We start from the raw sequence: 20,792 nt of genomic DNA on the forward strand, positions 1-20,792 counted from the left end.
TTTTTCTGTCTAGTTAATTGTAGCCTATCCAATTGTCTTAGAAGAAAAACATAGTTATCGAGGAGACCGCTCAGCATTTCTGATTCGTTCAAGTCTCCCGCGTTTTAAATATAAGGAAGAATCAATTGTGCCAACAATTTGTCCACCGCTAAAGAGAGGCGATATCGTGATCGGAAATGATTGTTTTGGTCAATACAAAGGAGAATTGCACATCATTTTGCAGGACATTCCGAATGACAGGCAAAGATGTAATTTGGTAGGACATTTGACGGAAGAATCAGTTGATTTACTATCCAAATTAAAGCCTTGGTCAAAATTTAAATTAACAGAGTAAGGAGAATAGTGATGAATAACAACGAATTGGCTAAAAAGATTTTAGATGGTGTTGGTGGAAAAGAAAATATCAGTGATGTCTTTCATTGCGCAACGAGGTTACGTTTTCGTTTGAAAGATAAGCACTTAGCAGCTAAGTCAGAGTTAAATAAAATACCAAAAATAATCCAAATCGTTCAAAGTGGCGGACAATATCAAGTCGTGATTGGAAATGAAGTGAGCACTGTTTATGAAAGCTTGATAGAAGTAATGGGGGGAGAAGTAACAAGTGGTGATACTGGCAACGAAAAACAAGGAATCGTTGCCAAGATTATTGATATCGTTTCTTCGATTTTTACGCCATTTTTGACTGTGTTAGCAGGGACAGGGGTATTAAAAGGATTTTTAAGCTTGGCTGTCTTTCTGTCACCAGGATTTGCTGAAACAGGAACGTATATATTATTAAATGCTGCTGGCGATGCATTCTTTCGTTTCTTGCCAATTGCAATCGCTTTTACAGCTGCAAAAAAATTCAAAACAAATCAATACATTGCCATGGCATTAGCGATGGCAATGGTTTATCCAATTGAAAATACGGCTGATTTAACTTTTGTGGGATTGCCAGTTATTTATGGTGCAGGCTATACGTCAACAGTCTTTCCGATTATTTTAGCCGTTTTTATCCAGCGCTATGTAGAAGGCTTTTTCAAAAAAATCGTACCGAAATTTTTAGTATTTGGTGTTACGCTGATGACCTTAGTGATCATGGTTCCTTTCACATATCTGTTGATTGGGCCACTGGGAACAATCATTGGTTCGATTTTAAGTAAAGGTGTGAATGGACTCTATGAGTTTAGTCCACTACTTACAGGAATTGCATTAGGTGGGTTATGGCAGATTTTAGTGGTTTTTGGAATGCATTGGGGATTTGTGCCATTAACGTTACTTAATTTTTCAACATTGGGGTATGATCGTTTGTTGCCAATGTCAATTGCAGGTGTGATTGCCCAATCAGGTGCTGCATTTGGAGTATTTTTAAAGTCAAGAAATAAGAATTTAAAAAGTTTGGCTGTATCTAGCTCGCTAACAGCTTTGTTTGGTATAACGGAACCAGCAGTATATGGTGTCACCTTACCCTTGAAAAAACCATTTGTTGCTGCTTCCATTGGTGGGGCTGTCGGCGGCGGAATCATTGCATTCTTTGGTGTGAAATCATTTGCATTTAGTGCAAGTATTCTTGCCATTCCTAATATGATTGGTCGAAATGGCGTGGAATCAAGTGCAACGATAGGAGTTATAGGATTAGCTGTTGCATTCATTATTGCAGCAACACTATCATTTATTTTTGGATTTGATGAAACGACTCAGGATGAAAAACTGGCAAACGAACTGGTTGAAGGAGAAGCGGTAACGATTGACGGAAAAATAACTGTTTTCTCGCCGATGAACGGAAAAATTCTTTCGTTGGAATCAATCGATGATCCTGTTTTTTCTTCCGGTTCGATGGGTAAAGGAGTAGCTATCTTACCAGAACAGGGAAGAGTGACCTCACCAGTGAATGGTAAAGTGACCCTTTTGTTTCCTACAAAACATGCGATTGGCATCACATCAGAAGAAGGTGCGGAGATTTTAATCCACGTTGGTATGGATACGGTTGAATTAAATGGAGAAGGTTTTACTCCATTAGTTAAGCAAGGCGATGTTGTTACACTTGGTGAAGAACTACTTTTGTTTGATGAACAATTCCTCAAAGCACAGGGAAAAAGTACGGTTACCCCGATTGTGATTACTAATTCTACAAACTACAAAAATCTTCAATTAGTTGCTGGCGATACTATTTTAGCTGGTGAAAAATTATTTGTAAACGAATAAAGAGCCCTCAAAAAAGCATTCACTAACGAGAAACGTTAGTGAATGCTTTTTGTGTTGTTAGTTGTTTTATTTGATTGTTGAGATCGTACCAGTTACGTTCACTAAAGTAGTCTGAGAAGCAAATAACATTTTTTATGCATTGAGGTGTATCAGCGATTGAGGTGACCAAAATAGCCTCATCGGGAATCATAATCAGCTCATCGTCCATCATTAAATGACAGTTTATATGGTAACGGCAATGACTTTCTAATTCTTTTTTTATAAACAGTGCATGTTCTAAATCAGTATCAACAAAAATATAAATAGCAATACATTGCTCAATTTTATGCAGACAATTGTAAAGCTCGTACCAATGTGTCAGTAGAATGTAGATCAACTCATTGATTTCAGATTGAGGTGCAGCGGGAGCAAGAAGATTGATTACATAAGCAGATAAATAGTCCTTTAGATGAGGGTACTTAATGGATAAATGTTCTAAAAAAGTTGCTCTGCGATCGTAAAGCAAAAACGTTCGAGGACTTTTAAACTGCAAAATATTGATAAAATCCAAAATGAGCATTTGTTCCGTTGACTCAGGCAGTCTGATTCCTAAATCTTGAGAAATGGTCTGCAAATTTGTTTTGATTGTTTGCATTTTCTCTGTTACTTCTATGGATTGCTCGGCCATCGTTTCAACCTGACCATAAGAATAGTAAAGGTAATAATTATTTAGTTGGTACAACAAATCGTTGATTGTTTCTAATGTTAGTGGAATCTGAAAAAGGTGCTCGAATTGATGGATAAATGTTTTATCTGATAATAAGCTACTTGTTTTGAAGCGATTCTTTTTTGGGGTGATACGATGACCGTACTTGATTCGAACGGCATTTAGATACATCCAACGAATATATTTACTGACTTGGTTTTTATAGATTTTTATTCCTCTTTGCTGAAATAAATCCTGAACTAAAGCATGTAAACATTGTCTTTGTTCCGTTGTCAAAAATTCTAGGTTGAAATACTTTTCATCATAAAAATAATTAAAAAATTGTCTTATTTTTTCTTCTTCTCCCTCAATGGCGGCATTGTTATTTGAAATCAGGATGTCTTCCCTTTTTAAAAGTGGTTTAATTCTGGTAATCGCTCGTTTCACCGTTGAGAGACTGACAAAGTTTTTTTCGGCTAGCTCTTCTAAAGTGAGATTTTCGTTTAAAAAGATTTGTTGAAGAATGGAAAACTCAAGGCTATGTTTCAATATGATACTGTAGACGTATCGGAAAGAATGTTCTTTGGGGATGATCAGATGCACTCCGCGATTGTCAGAGGAGATGTAGATGGGCAACTGGTAGCCATTGAACTCCTGTATATATGTCGATAACGTACGAATAGGAATAGCTAGTGTTTGACTAAGTTCTTTTAAGGAAGTGGTTTGTCGATTTCGATTCAACTCTTCCAGCAAGGTCAATAGTTTAAGGTCATGACTTGATAGCAATTTTTTCAAGGGATAAGCTCCTTTTTTACCAACTAAATGATTAGTTGCCGTTCTTTCTTATATCGTTTAGTTTATTATAACTTTTGCTATCTAATTATCCAACACTTGCATGAAATTGCTTACAAAAAATTCTCCTCATTCAAAATAAAGAGAGTTAAACATTTTTTTGTCAACAGTTATTGAAGTATCAATAAAATGATTCATTTGCCATTCTTGTGTACGAGCGGCAGTCTTGTTTAAATCGTGTACCCAAGTGGGATAAATTCGCATCGCCATTTTCCCATTTGAAGTTTTGCTTTTGAGAATCCCTTTTTTTAGTAACACCTCTTTCGGAAAAATAAATTTCCCGGATAGTTGTCCGTCAAGAATAGTAATAATCAGTTTGTCGGGGCTATTTTCGTATAAGAATGGCTGATTTTTATCAGTAATGTCCTTTTCCCAGAACGCAACAAAATAGCCTTTTTTCTTGGGGGTTGATTTGGCGAGTCGACTACGAAATGTGTGGGTATTTATTGAAAAAGTTGTACCTTCATACTCTTCATTTTGTCTTTCATAGTGAAGATTTTCGAAAGAAAAGTCATTCAATTTTTCAGTGATGAAACACAATGATTTATACAACGGTGGTCCTCCCTAAATGTTTTTGTAACTGAAATTCTCTCATAGAGGGAAAGTCATTACAATGTTAATGCCTCGAGTGTAACTTTTATTTTTCTTTCGCTCACCAAGGAAAATAACGTATCATTAATTAAATAAAAACTACTATCAGCAAATGGATTCACAAGAAGACCGATTCATGAGCTTAAAAAAACAACGGTTATCAAACTGAAACCAGATTCAAAGTCCTTTATTCGTTAGTTAATTCAAGAAAAAATAAATGAAACTAGCATTAATGAACGGCAAAAAAGAAGGTGATGAATTTGGTTTGAATAAAGAAAAATGATTCAGGTAAAATAACTCAAAACGATTTTAAAGGTAGAAAAGAAGTGAGTAAATAAAAAACATTTAAAAAGAAAGGGCTTGCATTTGTGTTCAGGCACAGTTACAATCTGTTTGTAATTATTAATTACGTATCAATATACAAAAAAATGTACATTCATTTAGGAGGACTTTTGATGAAAAAAATCGTAGTAGGTGGCCAAATTGATAAAAGTGAAGTGAAAGAATTAGTTGAAAAATTCAGTGATGGAAAGTACGAAATCACAGTGAAAAGTGATTTGGATGCAGCGATGGCTGTAAAAAATGGTCAAGCCGACTATTATGTGGGGGCTTGCAATACTGGTGGTGGTGGAGCATTAGCAATGGCGTTAGCTTTATTAGGTCATGACAATTGTGTAACCGTTTCAATGCCAGGGAAAGTAATGGCTGAAGAAGAAATTCGCGAGAATGTTCGTTCTGGTAAACAAGCGTTTGGTTTTACTGCCCAACACAAAGAAGTAGTTGTGCCAATCATTATGGATGAATTAAAAAAACAATAGAATGATCGTGGGGGAAAGAAGATGGATTCGTCAAGAATAATTGAATTAATTGCTATCGCATCATTGGGTGGTTTATGTGCGGTATTAGCGAACAAGGGAATTGCTGTCTTTAATGATGGCTTGCGCCCAATCGTACCAGAGTTTTTAGAGGGGAAAATTGGGAAAAAAGAAATTGCTGCGACAAGTTTTGCGTTAAGTTTTGGTTTGGTTATCGGATTTGGGATACCAGTGTCGATTGGTGCATCAATTTTGTTAGTTCATAGTGTGTTATTGATGACAGATATTATCGGCTCTTGGGCACCCGAAGGAAAAACAGGCGTAATCATTTCGGCAGTGGTGGGTGCACTTTATGGGGTTGGTTTAGTTTTAGGACTTCAAGCAGTCGTTGATTTATTCGCGATGATGCCGGTCAACTTTATGGATGCACTTTCTTCGGTCGGGGCACCTGTAGTCATTTCCTTTAGTATTTTCCCGGCAGTAGCGATTACAAGCCAACATGGATTTAAAAAAGGTGCAATCTCTTTTGGTGCGACATTATTAACTTTATTTGTTGTTAAACGTTTCGGTACATTCAACTTAGGAAATGGAGCAACTTTGACGCTTAGCGCAGAAGGTATGTCTTTACTTGTCGGAATGATTTTTATGATTGTTTACGCAATTCAGGTCAAGAGTGATGGTAGTAATTCAAACGAAAGTTTAGTCAGTGTCTTTTTGGAACGTGTGAATCGTATCAAGAAAAATTGGATTTGGCTATCCATTACAGGTGGTTCTGTAGCGGCTGCGACTAGTTTAATGATTATCGCTGGTGATCCAATTTCATTGAATTTACTTTCTGAAGGAAAAATGAGTGAAGCAGCTTTAGCCGCATTTGCTAGAGGAATTGGCTTTATTCCATTGGTTTTCTCAACAGCAATCGTTACCGGCGTTTATAGTCCGGCTGGAACAACTTTTGTTTTTGTAGCAGGAATATTATTACATGATAAGCCAATCCTTGCGTTTATCGTTGGTGCGTTATTGATGTTTGTCGAAGTACAACTTTTGACATTGATGGCAAAAGCTTTGGATAAATTCCCGGGAATTCGCGAAATGGGTGAATATATTCGAACAGCAATGAACAAAGTTTTAGAGGTTGCTTTACTAATTGGTGGGGCAATGGCATCCGAACAAATTGCTCCCGGCATTGGCTATTTCTGGGTGATTGGCTTGATGCTGTTGAACAGAAAAGCAAAAAAACCAGTAGTAGAGTTAGCAGTTGGTCCAATTGCCGCAATTAGTTTAGGCGTGATTGTTAATATTCTTTACTTACTTGGTCTATTTGTGCCAGTCGTTGCAAATTAGGAGGAATCAGATTAGATGTTACTTGATGGAATTACTTATATGCATGAGCACACGACAATTGATTTGTCTCGCTTAAAGAATATTGATGATACAAATCTGAATTGTTTTGAAGAAACTGTTTCAGAATACAAAAAATTGTATAATAAAGGTGTACGCAATATCGTGGACGTGACCAATATGGATATGAAAAGAAATCCAGCGTATGTACAAAAGGTTGCGGAATTATCTGGAATAAATGTCGTTCAAGCAACGGGTTTTTATCAAGATAAATTTCTTCCAGAATTTGTCACTGATGCAACGATTGATGAGTTGACAGAATTTATGGTGAATGAAATTGAACACGGAATTGCAGGCACTGCAATCAAAGCACAAATTATTGGTGAGGTAGGAACAAGTAAAAACTTGATGACTACACGTGAACGAAAAGTTTTTACCGCTTCAGTCATCGCACAAGAACAAACCAATGTTCCGATTACGACCCATACAACATTAGGAACTTATGGTCATGAGCAAGTAGCTTTTTTTAAAGAGCAACATGCGAATTTAGAAAAAATCGTTATTGGTCATGTAGACTTAACAGGAGATATTGATTATATTTTGCAGATGTTGGATCAAGGAGTCTATGTTGAGTTCGATACGGTTGGCAAAGAAAACTATCAGCCAGATTTAGTCAGAGCCAAAATGTTAAAAGAAATCGAAAGACGAGGATACGAAGACAAAGTGTTTCTTTCAATGGATATTACTCGCAAATCAAATTTAACCTATCAGGGTGGAATTGGTTATTCCTACTTGTTAGATCAATTTGTTCCATTGGCACTTGAAAATGGGGTTTCTGAACAATTCATCCAGAAGATGCTACGTTTCAATCCTCAAACCTTTATGAAATAGGAGTGAAACTTAATGGAAACATTTCCTTTACCAAGTTTATCGCTTGATGAAGCGATGGAGCTACAATTCAAACTAGTTGAAGCTGTGACCAATCATTTTTCTGGTGCTGAGATCTTGACTCGTGGAGATCTTGGAGTAGTGAAAGGCTTGAATCAGCCAAAAACAACGAATAAAGTTGAAAAAGTTCTTGCAGAATTTTTCGATGCAGAAGCTGCAATGCTGGTTCGCGGATCAGGAACGAATGCGATTCGACTTGCACTTCACGCGAGTGTGGGTACGGGGAAAACGTTGCTCGTTCACGATGCACCTGTTTACCCGACAACACAAGTTTCAATTGATATGCTAGGAATTAAGCTAGTATACGCTGATTTTAATGACTGGGTTAACGTTGAAGCAGCATTAAAAGAAAACCAAATAGATGGTATATTAATTCAAGTAACACGACAAAAGATGGCTGATTCCTATGATCTGCGTACATTGATTACCCAAATTCGTTCACTGGATCAAAAAGTGAAGATTCTAACGGATGATAATTATGCTGCTTTAAAAACGAATGGCATTGGGTGCCAATTCGGTGGCAACTTAGCTTGTTTTTCGACATTCAAATTATTAGGCCCCGAAGGAATTGGCTGTATTGTCGGTGAAAAGTCACTGATTGACCAACTGAAAACTGAAAATTATTCAGGTGGTGGACAAGTTCAAGGTCACGAAGCAATTGATGTAATAAGAGGAATGGTTTACGCACCTGTTTCATTAGCCATTTCCGCTCAAGTAGGTGAAGAAGTCTGCCAACGAATCAATCAACAAGAAGTTGTCGGATTGAAAGAGGCATTTGTCGTTAATGCACAATCGAAAGTAGTCGTAGTGAAGCTAGCAAGCCCCATTGCAAAAAAGGTCATTGAATCAGCAACCCAATATGGTGCCTTGCCAAATCCAGTTGGAGCAGAGTCAAAATATGAATTTGCCCCATTGATTTACCGTGTATCAGGTACTTTCAGGAAGGCTGATCCAGATGCAGAAGACACCATGATCCGTATCAATCCAAATCGAGCAGGAGCAGAAACGATTATCCGTATTTTGAAAAAAGCAATGGCTAGTGTTCAACAGTAAGGAGTTTACTATGGGAGAAGAATTTTTAAAGAAAAAAGGAATTATCGTAAATTTTTTAGCTTCTGATTTATTACAGAAGAAAAAGGGTGATCGAGTACCGAGCGTGACTGACTATCAAACCAAATATGAAGTAGCACGAGGGACGATTCAAAATGCATTGTCTTTCTTAAAGGACAGAGAAGCAATCAAAGTAAAAAGTCATGGACACCTTGGTACCTTCATTGAAGAAATCAACTATAGCATTTTACAGGAGTATGCGTTGTCCGATACGATTTTAGGAACGATGACATTACCATATTCGAGACTGTATGAAGGTTTAGCGACGGGTATTTACGATGTGTTTAAAGAAAATAATATCAAATTAAATCTCGCCTATATTCGTGGTTCGAAAGAAAGAGTACGTTCAATCGTTAATAAAACCTATCGCTTTGCAGTTATTTCAAAATTTGCGGCAGAGCAAGCAATCTCAACAGGTGAACCAATTGAGATTAGTCTGGACTTCGGGAGCCGTTCTTACTTAAGCAAACATGTTCTCTTGTTCCGAGATAAGAATCAAAAACAAATCGAAAAAAATATGAAGATTGCTATTGATTATAGCTCAATTGATCAACAATTATTAACCAAATCTATTATTAAAGACGAGCAAGTCGAATACGTTGAAATGCAAGGACATCAGATTATCTCTGCACTACAAAATGGTCAAATCGATGCGGGAATCTGGAATTATGATGAAATACGTGATAAAAATCATCAGGGATTACATCATGTTTTATTGGAAGACAGCCAGATGGAAAGAGATATGAGCACTTCTGTCATCATTACACATGTAGATGACTCTTCAATGAATGCTTTTTTCCTGAAAAGTGTAGACAAAGAAAAAATCTTGTCCATTCAAAAAGATGTTTGTGCTGGAAAAATCATTCCACAATACTAATTCTTCTTACTAAAAAAGCATCAAAAAATAAAAACTTTGTTGGAATTTAGGGGGCGTAACATGATTCGAGAGAAATTAACGATATTGCTAAGTTCAAATGTCATCGACCAAGAAACACATGAGTATGTCTTACATGTGTTAGATTACCTATTAAAAAATGAAATCATTCAAAATGAACAAAGAGCAGATGTGTTTTTGACACATCTGGCAATGGCTGACATGCGTAGGAAAACAAGTGAAACAATCAATGATTTGGAATCCTTTATTCGAGTAGAAATCGAAGCAGATACGAAATATCTTCATTCAAAAGAGTTATGGCAGGATTTACAAAAAATGGCTAAGGAAAAGCAGTTTACCAATGCTGAGTTGGACTATTTTTACCTTCATATCATTAATATGTTGAGGGAGGAATAGGATGTTTTTAGATGTTACTACCCGAAGAAATCCCAAATTAATTGAAGCAGCAGTTAACTTACATCAAGAAGGACTGATACTTCCTGATACGTATATTTTGGATCTCGATACGATTGAAAAAAATACGAAAAGTTTAGCACGTGATGCCAAGGAACAGGAAATCGAACTGTTTTATATGACGAAACAATTTGGTCGAAATCCTTACGTTGCACAAAAAATCCATGACGCAGGAATTGAAAAAGCAGTTGTTGTAGATTTCAAAGAGGCGCTAGTTATGATGGAACAAGGATTACCCTTAGGAAATGTTGGCCATCTTGTCCAAATACCACAACAATTGTTAAAAAAAATCATGAGTTATGGAACAGAATTTATCACAATTTACTCACTGGAAGCCTTACTCCAAATTATTGTTATAGCAACTGAATTAGCCATCAAACAAAAAATTTTAATCAAAGTGATTGAACCCGACGACCAAATTTATGAGGGGCAGTTTGGAGGTTTTCATCTAGCTGAGCTGGCTAGTGTTGCTGAACTAGCAAATGAAACCGATTTAGTTGAAATTGCAGGAGTTACTTCATTTCCTTGTTTTTTATTTGATGGTGTTTCGCAATTAGTCCCAACAAAAAATAGCGGAACCATTCGAGCAGCAAAAGAAATTTTACAACATGAAGGAGTAGTTATCACAGAAGTGAATATTCCATCCGCAACTTGTCATAAGACCATTCCTTTGATTAAAAAAATGGGCGGAACACAGGGAGAACCTGGACATGCCTTGACAGGGACAACGCCTTTGCATGCAAAGTTGGATTTGCCTGAACTACCAGCGATGGTATATGTCAGTGAGATTTCTCATAATCTGGATGGCCAAGCATACTTTTATGGTGGAGGTTATTATCGACGAGGAAATTTGGGCTCCGTGCTGATTACCGAGGAAGACGAGTTACTAAAAGATGACGTGATACCTTTTAGTAATGAAAACATTGATTACTATTTAGCAACTGCTCAAGAACATGCAGTTGGTTCGACCGTCATCGCCGCTTTTCGCACACAAATTTTTGTTACCCGAAGTGACGTTGCCGTGGTTTCTGGTATCCAAAAGGGGATGCCAAAAATCGAAGGGATTTATGATAGCTTGGGAAATTTAATTAGAAGGTGAAAGAAGAATGGGAAGATTTATCGTAATTGTATTAGATAGTTTTGGTGTAGGTGCAATGGCTGATGTGGCAAAAGTCCGCCCTAGAGATTTGGGTAGTAATACCGCTGGTCATATTATTGAAAAAAACGAAAAAATCCATCTTCCAACATTAGAGAAACTTGGTTTAATGAATGCGTTGGGGTATGAAATAGAGCATCATAAGTTTTCAAAAACTGCAAACTACGGAACCAGTAATTTAGCACATTATGGAGCAGATTCTTTTTTAGGACACCAAGAAATTATGGGAACAACACCAAAAGTTCCATTGATTCAGCCGTTCAATCAAAAAATCGATGTTGTTGAAGAAAATCTTCGAAAACACGGGTACAACGTCAGACGAGTAGGCGAGCTGGGAGCGCAGATCTTAGTAGTCAATGAAGTTGCTACAGTGGGCGATAATTTAGAAACAGATTATGGGCAAGTTTACAATGTATCCGCTTGCTTGGATTTGATTTCTTTTGAAGCTTTGACTGAGTTGGGTCATGCTGTTCGAGAGGTTGTCCAAGTTTCACGAGTAATTACCTTTGGTGGTCAGCAAATTACTTTAGCAGATTTGTTACGAGCAAGAAAAATCAAGAATAATGAAATTGCAGGTGTAGATGCACCTGAATCAGGTGTTTATAATCATGGTTATCAAGTTGTTCATTTAGGTTATGGGATAGATAAGAATGTCCAAACACCAACGATTTTAGATAAAGCTGGAATCCCAGTATCCTTTCTTGGTAAAGTTGCTGATATTATTCAGACAAATAGTAAGCGCTTATCTCCTGGTGTGGATACAGAGATGCTGTTTGATTCCTTGATTAACGAAGTGAAAGCAATAACTCATGGTTTTATTGCTCTGAATATTCAAGAAACCGATTTGGCGGGTCATGCTGAAGATGTAGAAAAATATTCGGATCGTCTAGAGGTCAGTGATCGACGAATCAACGAATTACTTTCTTACTTGAATCAGGAGGATATATTGATTGTGATGGCCGATCATGGGAATGATCCAACGATTGGTCATAGTAACCATACGCGAGAACGTGTGCCGTTACTGATTTATAGTCCAGAAATGCAAGGAAAAACGATTGGTGAACGAACGACTTTAGCAGATGTTGGAGCGACAGTATCCGAGTATTTTCAAGTGGATGCACCACAAAACGGTCACTCATTTTTAAAAGAGTTAATGTCAACTGAGCATAAATCTGACTAAAAAAGTTAAATGCCAGTCTTCTTTTAATGATTGATCGATAAGTAGCATTTGCAAAAGAAGAAATGAATATTTAACAAAAATGTGAGCAATAATTTCGAAGCCAGTAGTTTATTTTTGATGCTAGGTCACCGGTTATTCCTATTTTATGGAGGTTCAGGTATGGAAATGAAAAGAATTCAAGAATATTCAAGTAAGACCAGTCTGGCAATGGCAAATGTTTATCACTCTGTAATGAAAGTTTACCCCAACTGTATTTCTGACATCAATTCTGATAAGGATTATTATCTTGGTGTCAAACAAGCCACATTGATTTCGCCTGCCTTGCTAGCATTTTTAGGAGAAAATGGTTTTCATTTTCATACATTAGATAAAGCGAGCCACAAAGGACGAGGAATTGATTTTCAGTTGAAAAATCCACTAACGGGCAAAGCAATGACGGGTTCTTCTAGCGGAACAGCATTGAATGTTTTTTTAGGTATCAATGATATTGGTATAGGAACAGATGGTGGTGGCTCTGTGCTTTCACCTGCAGCGACGTTGAATTTAATAGGAATGATTCACCCAGCATTTGGCGCAAACTGGGTCGATTTTCAAATGTATAAAAAAGTTTCAACAGATAACATTGTTTTCACTCCATCCATTGGCTTTATCAGTCGAAAATTACAGTTGGTTGAAGAAGTCGCCACTTTATTTGTTGAAACAGAAATGGAAAAAAATGAAGTGAAAGTAGCGATTGATGCTGATATCGAGAAAGAAAAGTGGGCATCGTGGAAAATAGCCGCAGACATTCGTTCAAGAAATTTTGCGTATAAATACGAAGCAAGTAGGGAAGAACTGATTGATGAGGTGGAGGCACTTTTTACTGAGGTAGATATTATTGTTTCAAAAGAGGGGCCAATTGATGTTGATGGCATGGGTGAAACCCTTTTCGGCCATTTTGATACCCAGACAAGAGCGACACAAGTCCAAGGAAAGAAAGGCTTTGTTCGCGTCATAAATATGTGCAACGCTATGGGGTTGATTGTCCCTGTTGGCGAATTGGCAACAGGGTATCTAATTATCGCTAGACCACAACATGGGCTAGAAAAAAAGGTCTTTCAATTGGCTGAACTGCTGATTGCAAAAGAAGATCCGTTGGTTGCTAATTATTTTTTAGATCATCATGCCTATTTTGAAGAGGGGTATAGTTCATAATAAGGGGTCAAGAATGTTGCTTTACTAAAACGAAAAAGCTGGAAACAAGTGATTGTTTCCAGCTTTTTTTGTACATGCTAATTTAGAAGCAGCTTAACTAGCTGTTTAAAAAGTGATTCTTCAGTGATGTCTTGGATGATAATTACCTTTGCAAAAAATAAGTCGAGTCATGAACGGATCTCATTTTCAGAATCACCGGTCATCTGCAAAATGATTTTTCCAGTAGCGCGACCAGATTGCGAATAGCTGAGAGCTTCTTTTACTTCAGACAATGGAACAATTCGATCAATCACCGGTTTAATTATTTCTGCTTCAATCAAGTGCCGTAAGACATCTAGCTGTGTACCACTTGGTTTCATGAAAAGAAAAGTATAAGAGGCTTGTGTTTGCTTTTCTAATTTTGTTAGGTTACGTGTCACCATTTTGAAAGCAAACTGTTTCCAAAGAGGGACACCGTATTCTTTACCAAAGCGATAGTTAGGTAATCCTGCGATGCTGACGACTTTTCCACCAGGCTTGATAATTTTGAAGGCAGCTTCTAATGTTGCACCACCACGTGTATCAAATACATAATCGTAATCTTGCAAAACTTCTGCAAAGTTTGTTGTTTGATAATTAATTGGATAATCAGCACCTAATGATTTCACGAGATCAAAATTATTTGCAGAAGTAGTCGTCGCAACATAAGCGCCTAAGTATTTTGCAAGTTGGATCGCAATCGTTCCAATCCCACCAGATCCACCTTGAATCATGACTTTTTGTCCAGGCTGAATCTGCATAATATCATGTAGCGCTTGGTAACTTGTCAGTCCGACCAAGGGGATAGAAGCAGCTTCTTCAAAATTGATATTTTTAGGTTTGAGGGCGATAGCTCCTTGATCGACAGCAATGTATTCGGCAAAGGTTCCAATTCGATTTTTTTGAACGCGACCATAGACAGCATCTCCAATTGAATAGTTGGTCACTTTTTCGCCAACGGCAGTGATGATTCCAGCAAAGTCACTTCCCATAATAATAGGCATATCGTAGCTAAGCAGCATCTTAAGTCCACCGTCTTTGGTTTTGATATCAATTGGATTGATGCTCGCAGCAACGATTTTTACTAAGACATCATTCGAGCGAATGTCTGGGATAGGAACTTCTTTTATTTTAGGCGTCGGTTGTTTGTAAGTATCAATAACAGCGGCTTTCATTGTGTTTTTCATGGTTATTTCCTCCAATTTATACGTGTTTCATTTAATCGTTCAATTTTTTGAACGATTCACTTTCACGAGTTTAGTTCATTGGTTTAAAAATGTCAACCAATAATTATCGACAACTAAGAGACCAAAAAAACGAGCCACCTATACAATTTCATCTAGGTGGCTTGTTTCGTTAGATAGTTAGTTTTTTTTAAGGCTTATGAACGTTTTGAAGGAAACTATTTTGAAAGAAAAAGATTCCCCTTTATACTTATCAAGAGAGAGGAGCTTGCGATGACTAATTGAGGGGAACAGTGGCAATAGATTCAGCAAAAAAAGTTTTTTAGGAGGGCGAAAGATGAAATTAGATATGATTGGCATCATTACTAAAGACATGGAAAAATCAATTGAATTTTATGCGTTGTTAGGGTTCATCGCGAATGGAGCTACTACCGAAGAATACGTTGAGCTAGCACATGAAGGTATTCGAATTTCTTTAAACACTAGCAAAATGATTGCTGGTATTTATGGATACGAACCGCAGACAATTGGAGACAAAATCGAATTAGCTTTTTTGTGCGACTCTGTGGCAGATGTTGATGAGATGTATCGAAAAGTAAGTGATGCTGGCTATGAGACTTTTAAAGAACCATGGGATGCTTTTTGGGGTCAACGCTATGCAATTATTAAAGATCCTGACGGAAATCTCCTCAGTTTATTTGCGAATTTTCCGACAAAATAGTGAACGAAAAAGAATAGAAATAAAAAAACAACTTTAGTTCAGTGCTAAGGTTGTTTTTTGTTTATTCAAAGTAAAAATCCACACTTTTTTTGGACTAATTGTATAAAGTTTATCAAATCATCAGCAAACAATGTTTTTCTATTTCTTGTATCTTGATAAAAATAACTATCAAGATGGGCATATACATGTGCAAATCTTCATTTGAATAAATTTTCATGTTATTTTTATGTTGACAAAGTAAAACTTACTTGATAAAGTGTCGTTGTCAAATCGTAACGATTACGTTTTGCTATAGACAAATCGAAAAAAAAGGAGTGTCACCACTTATGGCTAAAAAAGCAAAAATCGCGCGAGCAAGGAAACAACAAGAGTTGATTGAGCAGTATGCAGAAATCCGACTTCAGTTAAAGACTGCCAATGATTATGAAGGTTTGGCAAAGCTACCCAAAAATGCGAACCCAAATCGTTTGAAACGACGCGATCAAATAGATGGCAGATCTCGGGGGTACATGCAAAAATTTGGTATGTCCAGGATAAAGTTCCGAGAATTAGCGCTTCAAGGTTTGATACCTGGAGTAAAAAAAGCAAGTTGGTAAAAAAGAAGAAAAGAAATCTGGAGGAATAAAAAATGGCAGTTCCAGCAAGAAAAACATCAAAAGCAAAGAAAAAATTGCGCAGAGCGCATTTAAAAATAGCAAAACCTGAAATTTCATTTGATGAAGAATTAGGCGATTATCGTCGTAGCCACCATGTTTCACTTAAAGGTTATTATAAAGGACGTAAAGTAAGCGGCAAAGAATAAGGGAGGATTAGAATGAACATTATTTATCCACCACTAGTTGAACAAAGCTTCCAATTTTATCAGAAAAATAGTAACGAAGACTTCAGTAAAACGGATCTTTATCGTTCAATGGTCGCTAATCAGATTATTACTGAGAATGGTAATCCAACAGTCGAAGCAATTGAAAGAGGACTTGTTCGAGATTTTTATGAGGAACAGGATCTTTCGTTTGAAGAATTTTTAGCAATTTATCCAATTTTTACTACGTATGAAACAGAACTTTTTCAAAAAATTGATGGTTTTTGGGAGATACCAGTTTCATTGAAAAATGAATTGATGATCCAACTTGAGCAAGGGAAATTTAACTATGATGAACAGGTTCAAGTTGAACAGTTTTTATCAGAAAGATAAATCAGAAATGAAGGTGAAACGATTGAGACAAACAATTATTCTAGCATGCGAAGAAACAGGTGAACGAATTTATTTAACAAGTAAAAATAAACGAAATACACCTGAACGTTTAGTACTAAAAAAATATTCACCTAAATTACGTCGGCGTGCAATTTTTAAAGAGATGAAGTAAGCATTTTTGAAGAAGAGAGGTGATTTCTTTGGGAATACCGATAACAATCGTATCCGGCTTTTTAGGAGCTGGAAAAACAACCTTGATTAATCAGGCATTAAACGCGACTGAGCTACCAAGAGAAGAAATAATTATTATTGAAAATGAGGTTGGCCAAACAGGAATCGACCACGAACTCTTACTGCACACCAAGGAACATGTCCTGCAATTAAACAACGGTTGCATGTGTTGTAGCCTGAGAGAAGATTTGATAACAACGTTAGCAAGTATTGAAGAAGTAACCAAAGAATGGCAAGTTCCTTTGTCACAAATTATTGTTGAAACAACAGGAATTGCTGATCCTCAGCCAATTATTCAAACTATTTTAACTACACCTGTTCTGCGAAATACCTATTATATTGATAGTCTTTTAACTGTTGTGGATAGTCAAAATAGTTCGATGTATCAAAATGAACCTGTCAGTCTGAAACAAATCGCATTGGCGGATCGAATTTTCTTTGCTTTAAAAGAAGGAGATACTGTCAGCAATTGTTCAGAAATACTAGCAAGATTGATCGAAATCAATCCATTAGCTGATTTTATTTATTTTTCGGAAACAGCGCCGATTTCTGCAACCGACTTTTTTCACTTAGACAAATTTCAGGCGACCGAAGTGTTAAACGAGCCGGTAGCAACCCAAACTGAAATGGAATTGACGAATGAGTCGCATCACAGAGAACATCACCACAAAGTTCATTTACAGGGTCACACACATGCAACAACTGTTCATCAACAGAACAATCATGGTTTTCAAACCGTTTTGTTGACTGCAAATAGCGAATTAAATGAAGCCGCATTAATACGTTGGATTGATTGGTTATTATTTTTTAATCAAGAGTTGTATCGTTTCAAAGGAATTGTTGTGCTAGAAAATCGTGAATTGGCAGTTGCTGTACAAGGCGTTAATCAGCAAGTTCGCTTTCAACTGACTCCACTAGAAAAATCAACGACAAAAATCGTACTCATTGGAAAAAATTTAGCATCAAAAGAAATAGAAGAAACCTTTAATCAATTGTGCATTGCTTATAAACAGTAAAAAGGAGAAATCAATGGAAAAAACAGACATTTCAAGTGCGTATCGACGATTAAAAAGTCCAAACATCAAGACAAGAAAACGAGCATTAAAGATTATCAAAGAATATAAACGAAATAAACAGCGAGCTAGTTGAATGAAAAGGAGAAATCGAATGAAAAAATGGAAAGTTGGTTTATTTAGCCTACTATTGGTAAGCGTGCTGGGTGCGTGCAGTACGAATGGTCAAACTAGTAAAGAAACCGGAAAAGAAAAGCTATCAGTTATCACAACTTTTTATCCCATGTATGATTTCACGAAGAACATTGTAGGTGATGAAGGTGAAGTCAAGTTGCTGATTCCAGCTGGAACGGAGCCACATGATTATGAACCATCTGCTAAAGAAATTGCAAGTATTCATGATGCAGATGTTTTTGTTTATCATAATGAAAATATGGAAACTTGGGTGCCACAAGCCGAGAAAAGTTGGAAAAAAGGTTCACCCAATGTAATTAAAGGAACAAATGGGATGGTGTTATTACCTGGAAGTGAAGAAGAACACGATCATGACCACGGCGAAGAAGAGCATCATCATGAGTTAGATCCGCACACGTGGGTTTCACCTAAGATGGCGATTAAAGAAGTGACATCAATCAAGGAACAGTTAGAACAACTTTATCCCGAGAAAAAGAAAACTTTTGAAACAAATGCAGAAAAGTATCTAACAAAATTAAAAGCACTAGATGAAGAGTATACAGAAAAATTAAGTGTAGCTAAGCAAAAAAACTTTGTTACGCAACATGCTGCTTTTGGCTACTTAGCCTTAGATTACGGATTGAATCAAGTTCCTATAGCAGGTTTGTCTCCAGACCAAGAGCCTTCACCAAGTCGCCTAGCTGAGCTAAAAGAATATGTTCAAGAAAATGAGATTAAATACATCTATTTTGAAGAAAATGCTGAGGATAAAATTGCAAAGACGTTAGCAGATGAAGCGAAAGTTAAACTCGAAGTACTAAACCCTGTCGAAAGTTTAACTAAAGAACAAATAGCAAATGGAGAAGATTATCTCTCGGTGATGAAAGAAAATCTGACGGCTTTAGAAAAAACAACAAGCGTTGCAGGCAAAGAAATCAAACCAGAAAACGTAACAGAATCGACTAAGACGGTTGCCAATGGTTACTTCAAAGATGAGGCAGTCAAAGACCGAACACTAGCTGATTATGCAGGTGAGTGGCAATCACTTTATCCTTTGTTAAAAGAGGGCGCTTTAGATCAAGTTTTCGACTATAAAGCAAAATTAAACAAAGATAAAACTGCGAAAGAATATAAGTCTTATTATACAGCTGGTTATAAAACAACTGTTGATAAAATGACGATCACAGATCATACGATTGACTTTGTTGTCGATGGCGAGCACCATCAATATGAATACAACTATGCTGGTTACAAGATTTTAAATTATGAAAAGGGAAATCGTGGTGTACGTTTCCTTTTTGAAACGGCTGACAAGGATGCTGGGGAATTTAAATATGTGCAATTTAGCGATCACAATATTGCACCAGTTAAAGCGGAACATTTCCATGCCTTTTTTGGTGGAGAGAGTCAGCAAAAGCTTTTCAATGAACTAACTAACTGGCCCACTTTTTATCCAGCTGATTTGACTTCGCAAGAAATCGCACAGGAAATGATTGCACATTAAGACCTATTTATGACAAATAAACGAGGACTTTTGAGGTCCTCGTTTTTGTTTTAGTGTGCGTATAAGAAAGCAGATAAGAGATACAAAATAGCAATATGTGCAGGGTAGAAAATATAGAAGAAATACTTCATTCCTTTTCCTTTTTGACCGTTGTAGAGCAAAATCGGAACGATTGCAAAAATCATCATCCATTGCGTAGAACCTAAGAAAAAGTAAATGGTTGCAACTACTACGATCATTAAACACTGGATTTGCCGATTATTTCTAGCGAGATACAGTAAAGGAATCAGCAGTACCATGACATTGTTTTCTGCCAAAAGTAACGCTGGTAAAGTCGCAGTAATTGTTAAAAAAACAAATTGATTTTGGATAATCATGGGGCTTTCCATTAATAGTGGTAATAAGAAAGAAAACAGGATTGGAAGAATAAATAGAATCGTCCCACCAAGCATTTTTTTCAAATTAGTTGCATGTTTCCCTTCGACAAAAAGATCAATAGCGAACATCATCAGTGTACCTATAAAAAGATCTCTAAAAATATTGTTCATCAAAACAACTTGATCATACCCCACAAGTTTTTCGAGAGTAAAGGTAAATAAGGTCATCAGAACCATCGACAGGTAGAGTCTTGACATATATTTTTTCTTGTTGTGCGTATGACTAAAGCCAATAACACTGACAAAAAAGAAAATTGTTGCGACAGGTCTACCAAACCAGTCTAGCCAGTTAGGTGCTCCAAATGGAACAAACATCTGATGGATATGATCAATAAACATTAAGACAATGCCTAACATTTTTAAATCAAATGTTGATAGGCCTTTTTTGGGTGTATCAATCGTCAAAAATAATTCCTCCTAACTAATAATAACTATATGTTAACAATATGATTGATTGAAAGGCTAGTGAAATAATATAGAACGAGCGAACAATTTTGTCACAAGAGATTTTTTTGTTATCGATCATATACTGGTCTTTATGAGGAAAGAGTTGGGTAGTTGGGGTAGTGAATTCATGGTATACTAATAAAAAAGATCCTTGAAATCTAAATAAATAGATACCAATAGAAGCATCCAAACTGAAGCCTTGCTATGGGCAAATAGTGCGAGTACGGAACCTCAAAAATTTTGAGCCGAGGTTTTAGAGCTATGCTGTTTTGAATGCTTCCAAAACTACGGAAGACTGGATTCGAACCAGAGATATGTTTTAGAGCTATGCTGTTTTGAATGCTTCCAAAACGCTTTTTAGTCGTCTAAATGAAAAGCTTACGTTTTAGAGCTATGCTGTTTTGAATGCTTCCAAAACTACGGAAGACTGGATTCGAACCAGAGATATGTTTTAGAGCTATGCTGTTTTG

23 protein-coding genes and 1 CRISPR repeat array (1 of these 24 running past the window's edge) are annotated in these 20,792 nt (G+C 36.7%); of the genes, 19 read left to right on the forward strand and 4 right to left on the reverse strand.

Annotated elements, in window-relative coordinates; genetic code table 11:
- Positions 1 to 31: 31 nt before the first annotated feature.
- The gene (locus tag RV17_RS01540; RefSeq protein ID WP_146946545.1) at positions 32 to 334 is read left to right on the forward strand and encodes a DUF871 domain-containing protein; all 303 of its coding nucleotides are present in this window, start codon (positions 32 to 34) and stop codon (positions 332 to 334) included.
- Positions 335 to 345: 11 nt separating this feature from the next.
- Entirely contained in the window at positions 346 to 2,184 is a 1,839-nt protein-coding gene (locus tag RV17_RS01545; RefSeq protein WP_071868311.1) for a beta-glucoside-specific PTS transporter subunit IIABC, read from the forward strand.
- Between the two features lie 22 nt (positions 2,185 to 2,206).
- Here the strand turns inward: RV17_RS01545 and RV17_RS01550 are convergent, their stop codons facing one another.
- Entirely contained in the window at positions 2,207 to 3,664 is a 1,458-nt protein-coding gene (locus tag RV17_RS01550) for an AcpB/EbpR/MafR family transcriptional regulator (RefSeq protein WP_071868312.1), read from the reverse strand.
- A gap of 126 nt (positions 3,665 to 3,790) precedes the next feature.
- Positions 3,791 to 4,273 carry a MepB family protein gene (locus RV17_RS01555; protein ID WP_071868313.1) on the reverse strand — a complete coding sequence of 161 codons (483 nt, stop codon included), beginning with the start codon at positions 4,271 to 4,273 and terminating at the stop codon, positions 3,791 to 3,793.
- Positions 4,274 to 4,767: 494 nt separating this feature from the next.
- On the opposite strand from RV17_RS01555, the gene RV17_RS01560 reads away from it, so the two are divergent.
- The 9 genes from RV17_RS01560 (at position 4,768) to RV17_RS01600 (ending at position 13,401) form a co-directional block, all read left to right on the forward strand.
- Positions 4,768 to 5,130 carry a DUF2620 domain-containing protein gene (locus RV17_RS01560; protein ID WP_071868314.1) on the forward strand — a complete coding sequence of 121 codons (363 nt, stop codon included), beginning with the start codon at positions 4,768 to 4,770 and terminating at the stop codon, positions 5,128 to 5,130.
- Positions 5,131 to 5,151: 21 nt separating this feature from the next.
- Positions 5,152 to 6,468 carry a YhfT family protein gene (locus RV17_RS01565; protein WP_071868315.1) on the forward strand — a complete coding sequence of 439 codons (1,317 nt, stop codon included), beginning with the start codon at positions 5,152 to 5,154 and terminating at the stop codon, positions 6,466 to 6,468.
- Between the two features lie 15 nt (positions 6,469 to 6,483).
- Positions 6,484 to 7,356, forward strand: a complete 873-nt coding sequence (locus RV17_RS01570) for a phosphotriesterase family protein (RefSeq protein WP_071868316.1) — start codon at positions 6,484 to 6,486, stop codon at positions 7,354 to 7,356.
- A 12-nt stretch (positions 7,357 to 7,368) separates the two neighbouring features.
- The gene (locus tag RV17_RS01575; protein WP_071868317.1) at positions 7,369 to 8,466 is read left to right on the forward strand and encodes an aminotransferase class I/II-fold pyridoxal phosphate-dependent enzyme; all 1,098 of its coding nucleotides are present in this window, start codon (positions 7,369 to 7,371) and stop codon (positions 8,464 to 8,466) included.
- A gap of 10 nt (positions 8,467 to 8,476) precedes the next feature.
- Complete coding sequence (yhfZ, locus tag RV17_RS01580; protein WP_071868318.1) at positions 8,477 to 9,400, forward strand: GntR family transcriptional regulator YhfZ; 924 nt, start codon at positions 8,477 to 8,479, stop codon at positions 9,398 to 9,400.
- 60 nt (positions 9,401 to 9,460) lie between these two features.
- On the forward strand, positions 9,461 to 9,814 hold the full coding sequence (locus RV17_RS01585) for a hypothetical protein (RefSeq protein ID WP_071868319.1): 354 nt from the start codon (positions 9,461 to 9,463) through the stop codon (positions 9,812 to 9,814).
- A gap of 1 nt (position 9,815) precedes the next feature.
- Complete coding sequence (locus tag RV17_RS01590; RefSeq protein WP_071868320.1) at positions 9,816 to 10,970, forward strand: YhfX family PLP-dependent enzyme; 1,155 nt, start codon at positions 9,816 to 9,818, stop codon at positions 10,968 to 10,970.
- A 7-nt stretch (positions 10,971 to 10,977) separates the two neighbouring features.
- Entirely contained in the window at positions 10,978 to 12,207 is a 1,230-nt protein-coding gene (locus tag RV17_RS01595; protein WP_071868321.1) for a phosphopentomutase, read from the forward strand.
- Between the two features lie 159 nt (positions 12,208 to 12,366).
- Positions 12,367 to 13,401 (forward strand): amidase family protein, encoded by a 1,035-nt coding sequence (locus RV17_RS01600; protein ID WP_071868322.1) that lies wholly within the window; start codon positions 12,367 to 12,369, stop codon positions 13,399 to 13,401.
- A 167-nt stretch (positions 13,402 to 13,568) separates the two neighbouring features.
- On the opposite strand, the gene RV17_RS01605 is transcribed toward RV17_RS01600, so the two are convergent.
- A complete protein-coding gene (locus RV17_RS01605; RefSeq protein WP_186807815.1) occupies positions 13,569 to 14,594 on the reverse strand; it encodes an NADP-dependent oxidoreductase in 1,026 nt (341 codons plus the stop codon).
- 346 nt (positions 14,595 to 14,940) lie between these two features.
- Here RV17_RS01605 and RV17_RS01610 point away from each other — a divergent pair, with 346 nt between their 5' ends.
- The 8 genes from RV17_RS01610 (at position 14,941) to RV17_RS01640 (ending at position 19,438) form a co-directional block, all read left to right on the forward strand.
- On the forward strand, positions 14,941 to 15,324 hold the full coding sequence (locus RV17_RS01610) for a VOC family protein (protein WP_067481872.1): 384 nt from the start codon (positions 14,941 to 14,943) through the stop codon (positions 15,322 to 15,324).
- Between the two features lie 326 nt (positions 15,325 to 15,650).
- Entirely contained in the window at positions 15,651 to 15,920 is a 270-nt protein-coding gene (gene rpsN / locus RV17_RS01615) for a 30S ribosomal protein S14 (RefSeq protein WP_071868324.1), read from the forward strand.
- 32 nt (positions 15,921 to 15,952) lie between these two features.
- The gene (gene rpmF, locus RV17_RS01620) at positions 15,953 to 16,126 is read left to right on the forward strand and encodes a 50S ribosomal protein L32 (protein ID WP_067481876.1); all 174 of its coding nucleotides are present in this window, start codon (positions 15,953 to 15,955) and stop codon (positions 16,124 to 16,126) included.
- 12 nt (positions 16,127 to 16,138) lie between these two features.
- Complete coding sequence (locus RV17_RS01625; protein ID WP_067481878.1) at positions 16,139 to 16,516, forward strand: hypothetical protein; 378 nt, start codon at positions 16,139 to 16,141, stop codon at positions 16,514 to 16,516.
- Between the two features lie 7 nt (positions 16,517 to 16,523).
- Positions 16,524 to 16,688 (forward strand): 50S ribosomal protein L33, encoded by a 165-nt coding sequence (gene rpmG / locus RV17_RS01630; RefSeq protein WP_256869270.1) that lies wholly within the window; start codon positions 16,524 to 16,526, stop codon positions 16,686 to 16,688.
- A 28-nt stretch (positions 16,689 to 16,716) separates the two neighbouring features.
- On the forward strand, positions 16,717 to 17,763 hold the full coding sequence (locus RV17_RS01635; RefSeq protein WP_071868325.1) for a CobW family GTP-binding protein: 1,047 nt from the start codon (positions 16,717 to 16,719) through the stop codon (positions 17,761 to 17,763).
- A 13-nt stretch (positions 17,764 to 17,776) separates the two neighbouring features.
- Complete coding sequence (locus RV17_RS13200) at positions 17,777 to 17,896, forward strand: putative metal homeostasis protein (RefSeq protein ID WP_086270960.1); 120 nt, start codon at positions 17,777 to 17,779, stop codon at positions 17,894 to 17,896.
- Positions 17,897 to 17,914: 18 nt separating this feature from the next.
- Positions 17,915 to 19,438, forward strand: coding sequence for a zinc ABC transporter substrate-binding protein AdcA (locus RV17_RS01640; protein WP_071868326.1), 1,524 nt, complete (start codon positions 17,915 to 17,917; stop codon positions 19,436 to 19,438).
- A 50-nt stretch (positions 19,439 to 19,488) separates the two neighbouring features.
- Here the strand turns inward: RV17_RS01640 and RV17_RS01645 are convergent, their stop codons facing one another.
- Positions 19,489 to 20,232, reverse strand: coding sequence for a TraX family protein (locus tag RV17_RS01645; RefSeq protein WP_071868427.1), 744 nt, complete (start codon positions 20,230 to 20,232; stop codon positions 19,489 to 19,491).
- A gap of 340 nt (positions 20,233 to 20,572) precedes the next feature.
- Positions 20,573 to 20,792: a CRISPR direct-repeat array (repeat unit 36 nt; unit sequence GTTTTAGAGCTATGCTGTTTTGAATGCTTCCAAAAC); it runs 475 nt beyond the window's last position.

Origin of the sequence: Enterococcus thailandicus (genome assembly GCF_001886265.1) — a bacterium.
Taxonomy (GTDB): Bacteria; Bacillota; Bacilli; order Lactobacillales; family Enterococcaceae; genus Enterococcus_B; species Enterococcus_B thailandicus.

Coding starts and splice junctions, on each gene's coding strand:
- RV17_RS01545 (WP_071868311.1), top strand. CDS start 346: ATGAATAACAACGAATTGGCTAAAAAGATTTTAGATGGTGTTGGTGGA.
- RV17_RS01560 (WP_071868314.1), top strand. CDS start 4,768: ATGAAAAAAATCGTAGTAGGTGGCCAAATTGATAAAAGTGAAGTGAAA.
- RV17_RS01565 (WP_071868315.1), top strand. CDS start 5,152: ATGGATTCGTCAAGAATAATTGAATTAATTGCTATCGCATCATTGGGT.
- RV17_RS01570 (WP_071868316.1), top strand. CDS start 6,484: ATGTTACTTGATGGAATTACTTATATGCATGAGCACACGACAATTGAT.
- RV17_RS01575 (WP_071868317.1), top strand. CDS start 7,369: ATGGAAACATTTCCTTTACCAAGTTTATCGCTTGATGAAGCGATGGAG.
- yhfZ (WP_071868318.1), top strand. CDS start 8,477: ATGGGAGAAGAATTTTTAAAGAAAAAAGGAATTATCGTAAATTTTTTA.
- RV17_RS01585 (WP_071868319.1), top strand. CDS start 9,461: ATGATTCGAGAGAAATTAACGATATTGCTAAGTTCAAATGTCATCGAC.
- RV17_RS01590 (WP_071868320.1), top strand. CDS start 9,816: ATGTTTTTAGATGTTACTACCCGAAGAAATCCCAAATTAATTGAAGCA.
- RV17_RS01595 (WP_071868321.1), top strand. CDS start 10,978: ATGGGAAGATTTATCGTAATTGTATTAGATAGTTTTGGTGTAGGTGCA.
- RV17_RS01600 (WP_071868322.1), top strand. CDS start 12,367: ATGGAAATGAAAAGAATTCAAGAATATTCAAGTAAGACCAGTCTGGCA.
- RV17_RS01605 (WP_186807815.1), bottom strand. CDS start 14,594: ATGAAAGCCGCTGTTATTGATACTTACAAACAACCGACGCCTAAAATA.
- RV17_RS01610 (WP_067481872.1), top strand. CDS start 14,941: ATGAAATTAGATATGATTGGCATCATTACTAAAGACATGGAAAAATCA.
- rpsN (WP_071868324.1), top strand. CDS start 15,651: ATGGCTAAAAAAGCAAAAATCGCGCGAGCAAGGAAACAACAAGAGTTG.
- rpmF (WP_067481876.1), top strand. CDS start 15,953: ATGGCAGTTCCAGCAAGAAAAACATCAAAAGCAAAGAAAAAATTGCGC.
- RV17_RS01625 (WP_067481878.1), top strand. CDS start 16,139: ATGAACATTATTTATCCACCACTAGTTGAACAAAGCTTCCAATTTTAT.
- rpmG (WP_256869270.1), top strand. CDS start 16,524: ATGAAGGTGAAACGATTGAGACAAACAATTATTCTAGCATGCGAAGAA.
- RV17_RS13200 (WP_086270960.1), top strand. CDS start 17,777: ATGGAAAAAACAGACATTTCAAGTGCGTATCGACGATTAAAAAGTCCA.
- RV17_RS01640 (WP_071868326.1), top strand. CDS start 17,915: ATGAAAAAATGGAAAGTTGGTTTATTTAGCCTACTATTGGTAAGCGTG.
- RV17_RS01645 (WP_071868427.1), bottom strand. CDS start 20,232: ATGTTAGGCATTGTCTTAATGTTTATTGATCATATCCATCAGATGTTT.